This window comes from Haladaptatus litoreus (assembly GCF_900156425.1).
Classification (GTDB): Archaea; Halobacteriota; Halobacteria; order Halobacteriales; family Haladaptataceae; genus Haladaptatus; species Haladaptatus litoreus.
In genome coordinates this window covers 190,828-205,464 of record NZ_FTNO01000008.1, presented here as the reverse complement: position 1 = coordinate 205,464, position 14,637 = coordinate 190,828, and the positions used below count along the sequence as shown (strand labels likewise).

Genomic DNA, 14,637 nt, shown 5'->3' with positions numbered 1-14,637 from the left:
GAACTACTACATCGGTTACGCGGTGCCTTCAGTTCAGAAACCCCGTCTCAGCAGACAGAACAGCAGGTACGGGCGACTGGTGATATTTTTGAATGTGAAGAATGCGGTACCACCTTTATCTCGAAACCATCCCGTTGTTCAAAGTGTGACCAGAGCGACTTCCGGAATCTCGGAAGTTGTTAATCCGACATCTCTCACCGTTCTCTTTCTACTGATACAGTTTCTACCTGTTGTGACCGACGATATTCCCGAGACACCGACGACCCTCCTCGACCGAGCACAGCAACACGCAACGAACGTCGCCACCGAGCACTTCCCAGAACTGCCGGTCGAAGCGATCGACTGGGAGGTTTCACACCGAGCACAACGGCAGGCAGGGGTCACGAAGATTGAACATTTAAACTATCTCGTCAAGAGTCTGGGAGTTCGTCAACCTGATCGTGTGTCTCAGATACCGTCTCTGTCGCTTCGACTGCCGGTTCACCTCGTAACCTCTCCTGGATATTTGCTATCGCTTTATCGATATTGCCAACCGCGACCGTTAAAACAGGAATTGGGGCGGTTCGTACTACTCTCTCGGCCACGCTACCGAGCAAATATCGTTCATATCCCGTCCGGCCATGGGTCCCCATCACGATGAGATCGATTTCATTTTGGACAGCATATGTGAGGATCTCCGCACTGGGATCGCCCCATCGGATCTCTCGAACGGCATCGAGACCAGCGTCAAGGATCTGTTCCTCAACGGCTTTCGTTGTGGCCTGACCATCTTCCTCGAGTGTTTTTCGAACACGATCACGTTCTTTATCCGGTATCGTCAGATAGGCTCGTTCATCGACTACATACAGTGTATGAACAGTCGCATTACTTTGTTTTGCGAGCTCGAGTCCCTGATTAACGACTGATTCCATTTCCTGGCTTCCGTCGGTTGGAATCAGAATTGACTCGTACATGACCATTGAATACCAGGCAATCATAAGAAAGGTTTTCTATGATTTCTAGGGTGAAGATGATCGACTGAACGAATATCTTGGAAATCATTATGACTGTGAATCGGCGCTGTGAGAATTACGGATATGTCGTTTTTCGACTCACCGAGGTCACCAACGAGAGCCACGAGAACCCTGCAGAGCACCAATACGTGGTCTCCATCGACGACGTAACCGAGGAACTGATGGCTTGTACGTGCCCGCACCACGTCCATCGGAACGCCTTCTGCAAGCACATGGCCGCTGTCGAAAACGCAACTGACGACGGGACGCTTGAGGCGTTCTTGTCGGAGGACGACAACGATACCGAACCAGAGGACTGCGACTGTGACGGTCTCGGGGACTTCCCGTGCTGGCCATGCGTGAAAACTGGTCGTAAGGAACTGCCGGAGTAACCCTGTTCAAACTTTCTTTTCGAAGACACGTTAACAAACGCTTTCGCAAATCGCTGACCAGTACACGCTCACGGAGTGCATCGACAACGTGGATGCGAAGAGTTGCGACCGTATCGCACCAGCGACACCGCTGGTCTTCCCGTCTAGGTGCGTGTACGTATTATAGAATTAAAGAATTCATGGCTATTACAAATATCAGGCCGATTCATTCGCTGAACGAGTGAGACGGCTAAATTTGGCATATAGTAATAAAGGCGAAGAATGAATGGTGGCCCGATTCTAACAGGGAAGCAGTATAGGCTCAGTTGTCAGAATCTACCCGAGGACGTACTCGAGGATTGGGTAGCGCTCGAGGAGTGACCGCCCACTGATCTCGTAGTTCTCAATCCAGGCATCGAGACCGAGGATCCGGCCGGCACCGAACGCTGCAACGGCCAGGAAGACGAGCATGTACGCGAAGTCGCCGTTGATAACGCCGTGAGCGATGTCCCAGTTCCCGAAGTAGAACATGAGCATCATGAGCGCGCCGAAGAACGCCGCAAGACGGACGACCGCGCCGACGAGCAGTCCAAGACCGATGAACAACTCGCCCCACGGGACGGCGACGTTCGCGAATTCGACGAACCACGGGGTCGAGCCCATCCAGGCGAATAGGCCTGCGATCGGGTTGCCGTTGGTCGCGGCGACGTTCGCCAGGTAGCCACCGGCCGAGAACGGTTCGGCGGCGACGATTTTCGTGAATCCCGAGTATGCGAACGCCCAACCCATCATGAGCCGAAGTGCGAGGACGAACCAAGCTGAGAGGCTGTGAGCACGGGTGCCAACCGTGTAGCCACCGATGGTGCTTTCGAAGGTGTTGCGAGTGTCTGGAGAGATGGTGGATGCAGTCATGGTATCGGAAGAAAAACTTCCTACTTTCTAAAACAACGGCAAAGTATATAAGTGTATTTAGATAGGCTGTGTCATGGATTTGTATTGGTTATAGAAATTATTTAGCTCCGCTATCGACTCATTTTTGCCTCGGTGAATGGAGACAAGAGTGAAGATACTGAGATACCTATCGACGACAAGAGCGGGCCACCAGAGGACCGTGACTGTGATGGCCTCGATGGCTTCCAGGCTGTCCGTGCGTGAAAGCGAGACGGAAGGAACTGCCGGACAAACCTGCGCTTCAGCTCTTTTATCCATGGAACGCCAATTGACAGTCTCGGATATCACCGACCAGCGAACGCTGACGGAACGCACGGATACAACGACCAATGACACCCCTGAGACACCGACGGCTCTCCTCGACCGAGCAAAACAGCACGCAACAAACGTCGCCGCTGAACATTTCCCAGATCTGCCGGTCGAAACGATCGACTGGGAAGTCTCACACCGAGCCCAACGACAAGCAGGCGTCACGAAGTACGACCCGACAACAGAGGCAATCACGATCACGCTGACCTGGACGGCCTACGAACAACACGGCTGGGAGCAATTCAGTTCCACTGTCCGGCACGAACTCATTCACGCCTGGCAGTACCACGAATTCGGTGAGGCAGATCACGGGCGAACGTTCGACCGCAGGACCGACGTTCTCGACACCTCACGAATACTGCGAGCGGTTCACATCGCCGACGGGGTGGGTCGTCTGCACCGACTGCGGTGGACGACTCCCGTGCTACCGGCGCTCGAAGGTGGTCACACAGCCCGACGAGTACAGTTGTGGCGATTGCGGCGGGTCGCTGCGTATCGAAGAGCGTGACGGCGAATGACGAGCGAACGTTGTCCGACGTGCGGCCGTGAGGTGATGGTAACGGCGATCGATGGACCGACGGCGATCACGATCTCTCCATGCAGCCACGAGATCGGTCGCATAGCGGAGTTGATTGACGCTCCACCAATCGCCTGCTGGATTTCTGCTAGCTCTCCCACCATACGTCGAAGGGTTGTGCGTTCATCTAAATGGTTACGTTGCCGGACGGTAACACTGTCGCTCACAGACGACGGCGTGGACGTGAACGAGGACAACGTGGCTCTCACCGCGCCCTCCTCGTCGTTGGAGTGTCCACCGTCGATCACGAACGCTCCCATAATCTTCCGCTCGCGGGAGTTGTGGGGGATCGCTCATCACCAACCAGTGCCGGTTATCCGCGTTATCGTACCGTCCGAGAAACTCCGAGAGTATCGACAGCGACCTTACGTGAGAACTCGTACCTGCCGCCGAACACTTCTTCGTTCACCTGGTGATGATCCGTCGTACCCCACCAGAGATTAGCGTAGTTACGTGTACGAGCACAAGCGGAAACGTGAGACCGCCAGGACAGGCTAAGTACCTCGGCTCCCATTCTGGATCGAACTTCGCCTTATATGCGCGCAGCCCCTGATAGTTGTAGAAGTGTTCTCCATGTTGATACACTTGCGCACCGATCCGATCCCAAGCAGTTGTCGTCTGCCGCTTCGCGAACCCAGACAAGGGGGCCATTCCAAGGCTAAACCAGTTGTATCCGTTCTCAGATCCCCATAGCATGAGTTGCACGAAGAGATAATCCATAGTACGTCCAGGTGCGTCTGAACTGTACCGCATGAGGTCAACCGACAATTCATGTTTTCCGCCTCCCTCAAGAACGTTCGCAAACGCGACAATATCACCGTCGTATCGTATGACCGCAATTGGGAAATTCTTTAGATATCGTTCATCAAAGTAACCGAGCGAAAACCCAATCTCCCTTCCCCCTTTCATTTCCAACCACTCATCAGAAATGGTTCGTAGTCTGGAGAGGATGTTAGGAACGCTCTCACGTGGGATAATTTCGAACGTACAATCTTCCCCTTCGACCTTTCTGATCGTGCGCCTGAATTCCTTTCGTCGTTTTCCCTCAAGCGAAAACGGCAGTGGCACGCGACCCTCTTCACCGAGTCTGAAAAACGACAATCCGAGATCCACCATGACTGGCAAATCATCATCACCGACCTGATAGAATATGGGTCGTCCCCCATTGCGCGAAGCGAGTTCGTGGAAGCGCCAGGCCAACTCTAAACGCTCCTCTTCTGGGCCAACAGGTGGTCCCAATGCGATCCAACTTCTCCCTTCGATGGCGTACATAATGAAAGCCGTCCTATCATCGTTGAACAGTAGCAATTTGTCACCAAGAAGTGCCAGATACGCATCGACTCGATCGGACTTCTCGGCGATCGAACGTGCACGTTCCAATTCAGTTTCGGTTAGTGGCAATGGGTCGGGCATCGAGGGATTCAGAAGCCGCACCAGGGCGACGACGAGGAGAACTACAGCCGTCCCAACAGATGCTCGCAGGAACCGCGGAGCATTGCCACTGAGTGAGAACCGCCACCAGAGCTGTTCTGAATACTCGAGATGCTGGAAAGCGAACAATCCTAGCCAAACCGAAGTTCCAAAAACAATAAGGATCGCCACGATCCAACCGGTCGTAAACCACTCGCGCGTCAGTGATGCCCGGCGATAAAAGAATCGGCGGGATGGGACGACGACCGCAAGCACCGCCATGAGAATGAGCGCCTCTTCGACGACAAAACCTTTTAATAATGACAAAAAAATCCCGAGGAAGAGCATGGCGACAGTGAGGAGATACGCTGCGTCAAGCCGTAATTGGAGGCCGCGAGCGAGCACCAACAGTCCCACCCCGACGAGACTAGCGAGAAAGTGCGACAACTCAATGACCGAAAGTGGGAGGATACGACCGAGCCAAACGAGCCGCGAGGAGCCGGCGGGAATAGCCCCTGTAATTAGGAGAGTTGCCCCTGCCAGCAGCGTGAGTACGGCGAGGACGGTTGGAACAAGTGGTGCAGCCCAGCGGTGTATCGTTTGTACGGCAGCTCCCTCTTTTTCACGGTGTACAAGCGTTGTGCGGACGACGAGAACGATCGCAGCCGCGAACAGAGGAAGCAGATAGTAGACGATACGGTAAACGATGAGTGCTGCTGCGATCCCAGTCGTCGGGAGCATTCCGGAGAGGAGTAACAGGAACATACCCTCGAAGACACCCAGCCCGCCAGGAACCTGGCTAGTAACCCCTGCCAACTGTGCGATGAAAAAGACGCCAAGGAATCCTAGATATCCTATATGGTTGCTAGTCGGCAAGAGAATATAGAGTACCATCCCAGCAACTGCCCAATCGAGTATTCCCAAAGAAATCTGTGCGAATGAGAGTCGTAGCTCAGGTGTGTCAATCGACCAGCCTCGAATCTCGATCGGATTCCGTCGTAGGACACCCCAGTGGGCGTACGCGACAACACCGACGAGAAGAATGACACCGACGATCCTGACGGATACCATGGGAATTCCGAGTGCCAAACTGAGAAGTGCAGGTTCGACCACAAAGGCGAGACCGGAATCAATGACGAGTCCGAGCCAAATCGATAATGTACAGAAGCCAACGATTCGCGTCACGTCATCCGCTGTAACGCCCATACCTGAGTAAAATCGGTATTTGACGGACCAGCCGGTGAGCAGCGGAACGCCGACGTTATTGCCGATTGCATGTCCAACGAACGAGGGCACGGCGGTACGTCGGTACCGATCCGATCGGTTGACGTATCGAAAGCCGAGCCAATCGTACCCTGTCATTACTACGTACCCTAGTGCAGTCAACCCGACAGCGAGACCGATAGCCCATAGGGAGTACGCGTTGAGTTCTCCAATGATTTCATGAATACTGAATTCATGCAGTTCTCGGTGGATAGCAAAGAGCGCGAGTGCAAAAACGACGCTTCCGAAAAGCGGCGTCAACTGCTTCAAGGTTGGTCGCTTCATAGACTACACATACTGTATTAATACCGGCACCGCTGAAAGACATTTGGTGACGAGTCTCTTGTCTGTCATCGTAGTCATCAGTTTACTATCCACCGTCTGTCGAAGTGAATATAAATCTAGACATCTCCATTTTCCCCTTTTTACTGAACATCATCGATCACTGCTTTAACAGTCTGAAATATCCCATCTTCACACAGTGCCTCAATGTCGGCTACGAGATTTGTGTTGTGATAGAATCACCACTATCATCTCTCGATAAGGGTAGTGGCTCGCGGATGCTGCTCTGTAAATTTACCCGGTCAGTTTACTGCAATTTCCTCCCACGAGTCACCGTAGTCATTTGTTCTGTAAAGACTCCGATTAGTGATCGCAGTAAGTCGGCCGGATATCTGCTTACTTGTGATAATCATCGGAACTGTAAAACCCGCTTCGTCCGACATTTCTGCCATACATTTTTCCTACGAACCGTCATCCATACGATGGTAGACTGCAGAGGAAAGTCCATCAAAGTCTTCAGTTTGCTTTGGAATGGTTGACGCAGAGACGAGCACCCAATCTGGGTTTCTAGCGTCTAGTTCAACACTCGCCAAATATTGCTTTTCCATCCCACGGCACAGAACCGCGCACAGGCCGAACAGTTCTCCTTCGACGTCGATGCCCCTGGACTCATCAAAGTCACCAATGAGAGCCACGAGAACCCCGCAGCCCATCAGTACACCGTCTCCATCGACGACGTGACTGAAGACCTAATGGCCTGCACGTGCCCGCACCATGTCCATCGGAACGCCTACTGCAAGCACATGGCCGCTGTCGAAAACGCAACCGACGACGGGACGCTTGAGGCCTTCCCGTCCGAGGACAACAACGTCGAACCCGAAGACTGCGACTGTGACAGCCTCGGTGACTTCCCGTGCTGGCCATGCGTGCGAACCGGATGGAAGAAACTGCCGAACTAACTACCGCTTCAACAATCCCTTCTACCCATCTGTTTTATTCTGCTCGCTGATATCCACCAATCTATAATATACTAATCTAACAACTTCGAAACGACTATTAATTTCATAGGATACGATCAATACAATGCGGTGGTCCCCCCTTGCACGAAAGGAATGTAGAACAATTGTAACATCAAAAGGTACGTGGCTTCTAGTTCCACTCATCATTTTGTGGGGTTTTCGCCCGACCTACGCAGGGTGGGGTGCTCTCCACCAGAACATCACAATCGGATATATCCAGATCGGTGCGAGTTTCCTTCTTCCTCTGGGTACGATGCTACTCGGATATCAGTCACTCGTTAGTGAACGCACCAGTGGCAGCATCAAATTCCTCCTTGCACTTCCGCTCACACGAACACACGTCCTTCTCGGGAAAACCATCGGGCGATTCGTAGGCGTTGGAGCGATTGCACTCCTCTCGTTCCTCTTGCTCGCTATTATCGGCATCGTCGAATACGGCATTTTCTCCGTGTTTCTGTATCTCGGTGTCATTATCGCCACCCTCCTTCTTGTGGCTGATTTCATTGCAATAGCTGTCGCCATTTCTGCTGTTACGAAACGGACTGTCACAGCAGCTACTTCGATAGTCGGAGTTTTTCTTATCCTGCTCGGATGGCAATCTATTGTTCGAAATCTCTACTCAGCACTTACGGGGATTCAAATCAGCCCATACAACCCCCCTGCTGACGGTCCATTTTTCTTACTTCTCCGACTGACTCCAGATGCCGCATACAATGTCCTCACAAATTGGGTTCTTGGGGTTGGCAACTCAGCAGACTTGTTCCACTTTGTCTATATGCAAATTCAACCCTCATCCCAAATCAATGCGTATGTGGTCGATACGACATTCCAATCTGGAACAGTGCCATGGTATCTCCATCCCGCATTGAGCATCGTAATTCTCTTAGTGTGGCTCATTTTACCGCTTGGTCTTGCTCGGGTACTGTTCAACCGGGGTGATGCTCTATGAGCAATTCCCCATCGGCGATCGAGACACAAGGGTTGACAAAGCGGTACGATGGTACCCTGGCAGTTGATGGGCTTGACTTACGCGTTGAGCAGGGGGAGATATACGGATTCCTCGGAGCGAACGGTGCGGGAAAATCCACCACGATCGGAATACTCCTCGATTATCTTCGACCAACATCGGGCACTGTTCGCGTTCTTGACCGAAACCCTGAGGAGGATGTCGTCGAAGTCCACGACCGAATCGGCGTCCTCCCTGATCGATTTGGTGTCTATGAGGGCGTCACTGGACGACGGCACATCAAGCTCGTCGCTGAGACGAAAGCTGTCGATGATGATCCTGACACACTCCTCGCACGGGTGGGACTCAAAGATGCGGGCGATACATCCGCCGAAAAATACTCACAAGGGATGCAACAGCGGCTAGCCTTAGCAATGGCGCTCGTTGGTGAACCGGAATTACTCATCCTCGATGAACCATTCACCGGTCTCGATCCACATGGTGTCCGCCGAATGCGTGAAATTGTTCATGAGGAGAACGACCGCGGTGCAACTGTCTTCTTCTCCAGCCACGTCCTTGGACAGGTCGAATTGGTCTGTGACCGTGTTGGGATACTTCACGATGGTCAGTTAATCGCCGAAGGATCACTCTCTGAACTTCGGGATCGTACTGGGAGCGACGATGAGGCATCAATGGAGGACGTTTTCGTTTCGCTCACTGACGCCCGTGTTGACATGGGAGGTGAAGTTCAATGAGACGACGTGCATTCCTTGCTACCACAAGTGGCGCATCATTAGCGGCCCTTGCTGGCTGTCTGGGAGATACTGAATACACTGTCGCGGATACGAATGTCCAAGCATCCTCTGGCCCGCTATCGTTTTCTGCTTCCATCGTTGATGCAGATGCGACAATCGAGGGGCCGGCCACGCTCAAATTCACACTTACCAATACAACGAAGGAGGCTCTCCGTATTCGGAACTACGGCATTTGGCCGCTTGGCATTCTATCCTTGGACGAATCCCTGTCGTCGAATCGGTCACCCTCGATAAAGATGTACTCAAAAGCCTATTCGGAGAGCAACCGAGTAGAGATCAGTTCAGACAGGAGTTCTATGTCGGTTGAGGGTCGTCCACTCACCCGATCACTATCTGCCAGCGGATCTGCTAGTGCAACGTACCGGATTTATGGTAATGACCTCCCTGGTGCTGGTACATACTATCTCACTGGATCATTTGATCAACCAATATTAAGCTATACTCAAGGGACGAAAAAATGGACTCGATATTCCCTTCGAGTGGCTGTTGATATCCAGAAAAAGAAGCGCCTTCCAATCTGATCCTGGTTGTCAGATGGTGACTTCCCGTGCTGGCCATGCGTGCGGACGGGACAAAAAAGAACTGCCGATCTAATCTAAAGCACAGCGGGAATCAATTGATTTCTGCTGGCTCGTTCCAGTCGTGAAAATATAACAAGTACAGTCCTGCAACTGTGAGCACGATTGCTAGAGAAACAACGAGGAGGTCGCCGATTAACCGAAGAACTACAAATAAAATCCAGATAAGAGACATTCCCATCCCCTGTTTTGCACGTTTGGATGTCATTCGTCCAGTACGGTATCCACCATAGCTTACTATGAGTGCTATGAGCCATGCCATTCCAAGGACAACGAAGAATGAATCTGGGAACGCCATAGTGTCTATAAGCATAATGAAAAGATAAATGGCTTGTTTGAATTAGTTGATACAAATAATCTAGTGACGGTCTCGAATCTCACCGACCAGCGAACGCTCACCGAAAGCGTGGATGCTGCGACCGACGATACTCCCGAGTCACCGACAGCCCTCCTCGACCGAGCACAGCAACACGCAACGAACGCCGCCACCGAACACTTCCCCGACCTGCCGGTCGAAACAATCGACTGGGAGATCTCACACCGAGCGCAACGACAGGCAGGCGTCACGAAGTACAACCCGACAACAGAGGCAATCACGATATCGCTGACCTGGACGGCCGACGAACAACACGGGTGGGAGCAATTCAGTTCGACGGTGCGCCACGAACTCATTCACGCCTGGCAGTACCACGAGTTCGGTGACGCGGACCACGGCGCAACATTCACCCGCTGGACGGACGCCCTCGGCACCTCGAGACACTGCGAACGCTTCACCGCGCCAAAGTGGTGGCTCGTATGCGAGGACTGCGATGGACGGATTCCGCGCTACCGACGCTCGAAGACGGTCCGTAACCCCGAGCAGTACAGTTGTGGTGAGTGCGGTGGGTCACTTCAACTGAAAGAGGGTAACCGGCGATAACTGACAGACGAAGAGTAACGGACAGTGATTCTCTATACCCTATCGAAATTCATGTCCTCACTACCCAAGCTACTAAGCGTCAACAAATAGTGTACGACTGCATGGCGGTCATTGTTGAGTTGTCTCTCTCCCCGGAGAATTTCCCGTTAGGGACGGTGCTAACCGCTGAAACAGACCTCCATATCGAGTTCGAGCGCATCGTCCCGGTCGGTGCCGACGTCGTCCCCATTTTCTGGGCGTGGGATGGCGACTTAGATGCCTTCGAACAGCGTGTTCGAGATGACACCAATGTCCAGCAACTCCTCGCAATCGACGAAGTCGGCGACCGCCGATTGTATCTCCTCAATTGGGACATCCCAGCCGGCGCCTTTCTCGAAGGACTCACCACCACAGAAGGGATTATTCGGAATGCACATGGACATGGCACTGATGACTGGGAATTCGAACTGTTATTCCCCTCCTACGAGCATTTGACGCGGTTCCATAACATCAGTCGGGAGAACGATATCGAGTACACACTCGGTACAATCCAGTCACTGAGTGATGCTGGAGCATCACAGCTCAAGAACATCATTACGGACAAACAGCGAGAAGCACTCATGCTCGCATTCCAACGTGGCTATTTCGAGACGCCTCGACAGGTGACACTCTCGGAGTTGGCGACAGAACTCGATATCACCCAGCAGTCATTGTCGGATCGAATTCGACATGGTATCGAGGCTATCGTCGAGCATACACTGTTCGGTGCGTCCGAGCCATGACCGTCTGATCTGCTATTATTTCGCAAGTCTCTTTTAAATAATTCTGTTTGAACAGGCCAAGACCTTATAGATCTCTCTCTCGTACTGCCGATAAAAATGGACACTTCTCCAAACGACACAGACGAACGATGCTCGCTTGACCAGATATTCAAGCTCCTGTCAGATACACAAAGGCGCTACATTCTTACCTATCTCATTGAGACTGCCGATCAACCAGTGCCACTCAACACACTCGTCGAGCATCTCAATAGACGCACTAGCACTAATCGTGAGCGGGTGAAGAGTCGACTCCATCATCTCCATCTTCCCAAACTCGCCGATTATGGCGTGATCAAGTACAATTCCTCACTGCAGATCATTTCATACATGGAACATCCTCGTCTCGAAGCACTGTTGCAGGCGGGACAGTGCCTCGGTGACGGTGGCACTGAATCGGATGTGAGCGAATCCAACTCGTAGTACTCTACGAATCGACGGCAGCAACGGAAACCGTGCGATCAGAATGAATCGTAATGTGATATCCAATATACTCAAAGCTCACTTCTGGTGAGCCATGCTGATAGAGGTCTTCGAGGGCGTCAGGATCAATCACCTCATAGAGGGGCGTCGCAGGCTTCGTGCCATTCGCTTCAGTTACTGCTGTCACCACGGCAGCAGTGACCGACTCCGTGTCCGGACGTGTCTTTCGTATCGATAGCTCTGGCTGCGATGATGACGTATCTTCCATATGCTCTGCTCAAGCAAGGTGTGCTAATAGTTTTTAGGGGGTATTCGGTAGCATATCGCACGCTTTTTGACAAATTTCACTAAGCCGAACACCCACGCCTGCCCGATAACCGCATCCGCCCACGCCTACCACCAACCCATCGCCCTCACTATTCACAATCCCTCGTACGCAGAGGACAGTCCACCGGGCTCTAACCTGATCATGTCTACTGTGCTGTTCAGTCTTGGACAGTCCAGTTCACTTCGCTCGTGAAGCTCCTCGAGCCGCTGCTGCACTGGCCGTCGTTCCATTGCAACTGTATTTGCAAGTGACCGCTCAGTGGGTGCTGGAAACTTGGACGCCCGAACCACTGAACAATATCGTCATTAGTGATTCGAATCAGTGTCCTTTCCAACCTTTTTGCCACTGCTCTTTTGTAGTATTATACCGTCTGGGCGCTTGTATGACTGATTTGATTGTCAAAGCGGCAGTAAAAGAACAGCTTGAAGGACACAATGTGGCGAGTGATTTCTACGATGCACTCGATGAGGAAGTTGCTTCAGTCCTTGAAGACGCTTCTCGCCGAGCCGAAGAAAACGATCGTAAAACCGTGCAACCGCGCGATTTGTAGCTACTCATTAGCTTAGTGTAACATCACCCTGTTTTTTGTACGTCGCTACACAGCACTCATTTCCCTACTGACAGACCGCTATTCCGGTCGAATCCAGATCACACGACGAGCTTCGGGCTTCTTCTTTCGAATTTCGTCGCTCTCATGCAGTCAAGTGAGAATGTTATACGCCAACCGTCGTGATCATCCAAGTTCGTCCGCAATAATAACTATTTGATGTCGTGTACTCTCATACGGAGCACAGTATGATTACAGAGCAAACTCGAGCTCGAATGGAGCTTCTCGGAAGTGTCGCTAGCCTTCTAGCAATCTTGTTGTTTCGGAGACGCTCCGATGAGTCTGAACCCCTCTCTCGTCGCTGGATGATTGCTGGCGTTGTTAGTATGATCCCGTATCAGTGGGCGTACGATCGTGATTGGCATTCGCTCAAGAGTTCTACTCGACGACGGGGAATCGCGACGATGGGGTGGTCAGCTATTCAGCAATTCATCCTTCCAGAAAATGAGTCCGTCAAGTATAGTTTCTCAATCGGCATGCTCGCTGGTGGCATTGTATACCGACTTTGGTATGGTGTGCTTCAGCCTCTCCCCACCATCGATAACGAAATAAAATAGGACTGCCGGGGGCTCACCGGTCCACCCTCTGGATAATCAACCAATATTGATCCGCTTCGCTCACCCTGGAGGCTCAACCGTGACTCTCACTATCACTGACTTCGATACTAAGAATTAGGACATCGCTAGCTTGCTCAGTATTGATCTCAGGTGTCGAATTAGGTAGCAGAGACATGACTGGACCAAATATATATTCCTGCTCGGAGGTTACGCTATGGCACGCGTGTGAGCAGGAAGGAGGGGTGGCGAGGGAAAGGGCGTGTGGATCGGGAGTGATGGCACCAGACCCACGCAAGACCGATTCAGGGTGTCAGAGGCAACCGCGCCACACCCAGTGGCTTCGTGGGGTTCGGTAAATGTTTTGTGCTACTGTTCGAAAATAAGACAGTAAGGCAAACGATCATAGATAGAGACTTCGCTAGTCAACGGGAGAATTTTCCAGTAAAACGTATACAATAAATATCGAGGTTACCTCTGGTTGGTTCTACTCGTTTGCAAGCTTCTCGTACGTCTCGGCATGCTCTTTCCGCTCAAGTGCTGCCATCGCACGCATCACTTCGCGCCGCTCTGCTGCGGTCTCCGCTGCTTGCAGTTGCTTCCGGAGACTGGCACGTTCGGCCTCGAAGTCGGTCGTGCTGTACGAGCTCATCTTAGCAGTAAATATGTCCGTCATGGTATTTAGTCTTCGGGAACTGCATGTGTTCGGCAATACTCGATCACGTGTTCGATATTCACGGCTTGCTCTTGGATCGCGAATTCCTTGAGGATAGTCCGAATCGACTCATCTTCGTACGCAAAGTGGTAGCCGTTCAGTAGATAGAACAGTTCTACTGTGTTGAGTGCTGTTCGCTTGTTCCCATCCACGTATGGGTGATTTGCGACCAAAAGCCGCATCAAATGGGCTGCCTTTTCGTGGATTGTTTCCGGTCCTTGTCCGAAGAACCCGCGTCCTCGAATGTATTCAAGCGCAGATTCGACGTCGGCCGACGAATGAACACCCGGTTCTGTATCGGCATCGCTTACAACGATATCAGCATGAAGCGTATGGATGGTTTCTGCGTCCGGATAGTCCAAATCAGTCATCTGTCACCCTGTGTTTAGTGGCGGAGCTTTGGTTAGTGGACTTTTCGTGAACAGGGCTATCCATTTTACTGTTCCTCGGAGATCCACCAGATAACCACCCGCGGACTCAATTTTCCACGTTCTAACTCACCTCGCTCATGTAGCTCCTCGAGTCGCTGATGCACCGGTCGCCGCTCCATCTCCACCGTATCCGCGACCCACCGTGCGGTCACCGCCGGAAACTCTGATTCATGAATCACTCGAAGAATATCGTCATCACTCGTTTGCTCCGCAAATCGTCCCTGCTCGTCGCGCTCACTCTCGTTTTCAGTCATAGCGCATAGTACTGCAGCCACCCACTTAATACCAACTCCTACGTAGGATACCGAAATCTTTAATACCGACTCCCACATAGGATATGGTAGGAAGAA

General features: G+C 52.1%; 18 protein-coding genes. 9 read left to right on the top strand and 9 right to left on the bottom strand.

Going from position 1 to position 14,637, the window contains the following annotated elements:
* Nucleotides 1-410 precede the first annotated feature (410 nt).
* On the bottom strand, nucleotides 411-953 hold the full coding sequence (locus BW974_RS23795) for a universal stress protein (protein ID WP_076433618.1): 543 nt from the start codon (nucleotides 951-953) through the stop codon (nucleotides 411-413).
* 89 nt (nucleotides 954-1,042) lie between these two features.
* Here BW974_RS23795 and BW974_RS23790 point away from each other — a divergent pair, with 89 nt between their 5' ends.
* Nucleotides 1,043-1,384 carry a hypothetical protein gene (locus tag BW974_RS23790; RefSeq protein ID WP_076433616.1) on the top strand — a complete coding sequence of 114 codons (342 nt, stop codon included), beginning with the start codon at nucleotides 1,043-1,045 and terminating at the stop codon, nucleotides 1,382-1,384.
* A gap of 315 nt (nucleotides 1,385-1,699) precedes the next feature.
* Here the strand turns inward: BW974_RS23790 and BW974_RS23785 are convergent, their stop codons facing one another.
* The gene (locus BW974_RS23785; RefSeq protein ID WP_076433614.1) at nucleotides 1,700-2,275 is read right to left on the bottom strand and encodes a DoxX family protein; all 576 of its coding nucleotides are present in this window, start codon (nucleotides 2,273-2,275) and stop codon (nucleotides 1,700-1,702) included.
* 295 nt (nucleotides 2,276-2,570) lie between these two features.
* On the opposite strand from BW974_RS23785, the gene BW974_RS23775 reads away from it, so the two are divergent.
* Nucleotides 2,571-3,131, top strand: coding sequence for a SprT-like domain-containing protein (locus BW974_RS23775; RefSeq protein WP_245800287.1), 561 nt, complete (start codon nucleotides 2,571-2,573; stop codon nucleotides 3,129-3,131).
* Nucleotides 3,132-3,335: 204 nt separating this feature from the next.
* On the opposite strand, the gene BW974_RS26110 is transcribed toward BW974_RS23775, so the two are convergent.
* Nucleotides 3,336-3,497, bottom strand: coding sequence for a hypothetical protein (locus BW974_RS26110; protein WP_175609809.1), 162 nt, complete (start codon nucleotides 3,495-3,497; stop codon nucleotides 3,336-3,338).
* 108 nt (nucleotides 3,498-3,605) lie between these two features.
* On the bottom strand, nucleotides 3,606-6,158 hold the full coding sequence (gene mprF, locus BW974_RS23770) for a bifunctional lysylphosphatidylglycerol flippase/synthetase MprF (protein ID WP_076433610.1): 2,553 nt from the start codon (nucleotides 6,156-6,158) through the stop codon (nucleotides 3,606-3,608).
* A gap of 593 nt (nucleotides 6,159-6,751) precedes the next feature.
* Here mprF and BW974_RS26105 point away from each other — a divergent pair.
* The 3 genes from BW974_RS26105 (at nucleotide 6,752) to BW974_RS23755 (ending at nucleotide 8,875) form a co-directional block, all read left to right on the top strand.
* The gene (locus BW974_RS26105) at nucleotides 6,752-7,114 is read left to right on the top strand and encodes an SWIM zinc finger family protein (RefSeq protein WP_245800286.1); all 363 of its coding nucleotides are present in this window, start codon (nucleotides 6,752-6,754) and stop codon (nucleotides 7,112-7,114) included.
* Between the two features lie 124 nt (nucleotides 7,115-7,238).
* On the top strand, nucleotides 7,239-8,123 hold the full coding sequence (locus BW974_RS23760) for an ABC transporter permease subunit (RefSeq protein ID WP_076433608.1): 885 nt from the start codon (nucleotides 7,239-7,241) through the stop codon (nucleotides 8,121-8,123).
* Nucleotides 8,120-8,875, top strand: coding sequence for an ABC transporter ATP-binding protein (locus BW974_RS23755; protein WP_076433606.1), 756 nt, complete (start codon nucleotides 8,120-8,122; stop codon nucleotides 8,873-8,875). The genes BW974_RS23760 and BW974_RS23755 overlap by 4 nt, the downstream gene beginning before the upstream one ends.
* Nucleotides 8,876-9,547: 672 nt before the next feature.
* On the opposite strand, the gene BW974_RS23745 is transcribed toward BW974_RS23755, so the two are convergent.
* The gene (locus tag BW974_RS23745) at nucleotides 9,548-9,811 is read right to left on the bottom strand and encodes a hypothetical protein (RefSeq protein WP_139329024.1); all 264 of its coding nucleotides are present in this window, start codon (nucleotides 9,809-9,811) and stop codon (nucleotides 9,548-9,550) included.
* A gap of 63 nt (nucleotides 9,812-9,874) precedes the next feature.
* Between BW974_RS23745 and BW974_RS23740 the strand changes: the two genes are divergently transcribed.
* The 3 genes from BW974_RS23740 to BW974_RS27610 all read left to right on the top strand — a co-directional run bounded on the left by BW974_RS23740 (nucleotide 9,875) and on the right by BW974_RS27610 (nucleotide 11,652).
* Entirely contained in the window at nucleotides 9,875-10,432 is a 558-nt protein-coding gene (locus BW974_RS23740; protein WP_076433600.1) for a SprT family zinc-dependent metalloprotease, read from the top strand.
* A 101-nt stretch (nucleotides 10,433-10,533) separates the two neighbouring features.
* Nucleotides 10,534-11,193, top strand: a complete 660-nt coding sequence (locus tag BW974_RS23735; protein ID WP_076433598.1) for a helix-turn-helix domain-containing protein — start codon at nucleotides 10,534-10,536, stop codon at nucleotides 11,191-11,193.
* A gap of 96 nt (nucleotides 11,194-11,289) precedes the next feature.
* Nucleotides 11,290-11,652, top strand: a complete 363-nt coding sequence (locus BW974_RS27610) for a DUF7344 domain-containing protein (protein WP_076433596.1) — start codon at nucleotides 11,290-11,292, stop codon at nucleotides 11,650-11,652.
* A gap of 4 nt (nucleotides 11,653-11,656) precedes the next feature.
* Here the strand turns inward: BW974_RS27610 and BW974_RS23725 are convergent, their stop codons facing one another.
* On the bottom strand, nucleotides 11,657-11,920 hold the full coding sequence (locus tag BW974_RS23725; RefSeq protein WP_245800285.1) for a HalOD1 output domain-containing protein: 264 nt from the start codon (nucleotides 11,918-11,920) through the stop codon (nucleotides 11,657-11,659).
* A 442-nt stretch (nucleotides 11,921-12,362) separates the two neighbouring features.
* Between BW974_RS23725 and BW974_RS23720 the strand changes: the two genes are divergently transcribed.
* Nucleotides 12,363-12,530, top strand: a complete 168-nt coding sequence (locus BW974_RS23720; protein WP_076433594.1) for a DUF1931 domain-containing protein — start codon at nucleotides 12,363-12,365, stop codon at nucleotides 12,528-12,530.
* Nucleotides 12,531-13,628: 1,098 nt separating this feature from the next.
* Here BW974_RS23720 and BW974_RS26100 read toward each other — a convergent pair.
* The 3 genes from BW974_RS26100 to BW974_RS23700 form a co-directional block, all read right to left on the bottom strand.
* Nucleotides 13,629-13,793 (bottom strand): hypothetical protein, encoded by a 165-nt coding sequence (locus tag BW974_RS26100; protein ID WP_175609808.1) that lies wholly within the window; start codon nucleotides 13,791-13,793, stop codon nucleotides 13,629-13,631.
* 29 nt (nucleotides 13,794-13,822) lie between these two features.
* Nucleotides 13,823-14,227 (bottom strand): type II toxin-antitoxin system death-on-curing family toxin, encoded by a 405-nt coding sequence (locus BW974_RS23705; RefSeq protein WP_076433590.1) that lies wholly within the window; start codon nucleotides 14,225-14,227, stop codon nucleotides 13,823-13,825.
* A 65-nt stretch (nucleotides 14,228-14,292) separates the two neighbouring features.
* Nucleotides 14,293-14,541, bottom strand: coding sequence for a hypothetical protein (locus BW974_RS23700; protein WP_076433588.1), 249 nt, complete (start codon nucleotides 14,539-14,541; stop codon nucleotides 14,293-14,295).
* Between the last annotated feature and the right edge of the window lie 96 nt (nucleotides 14,542-14,637).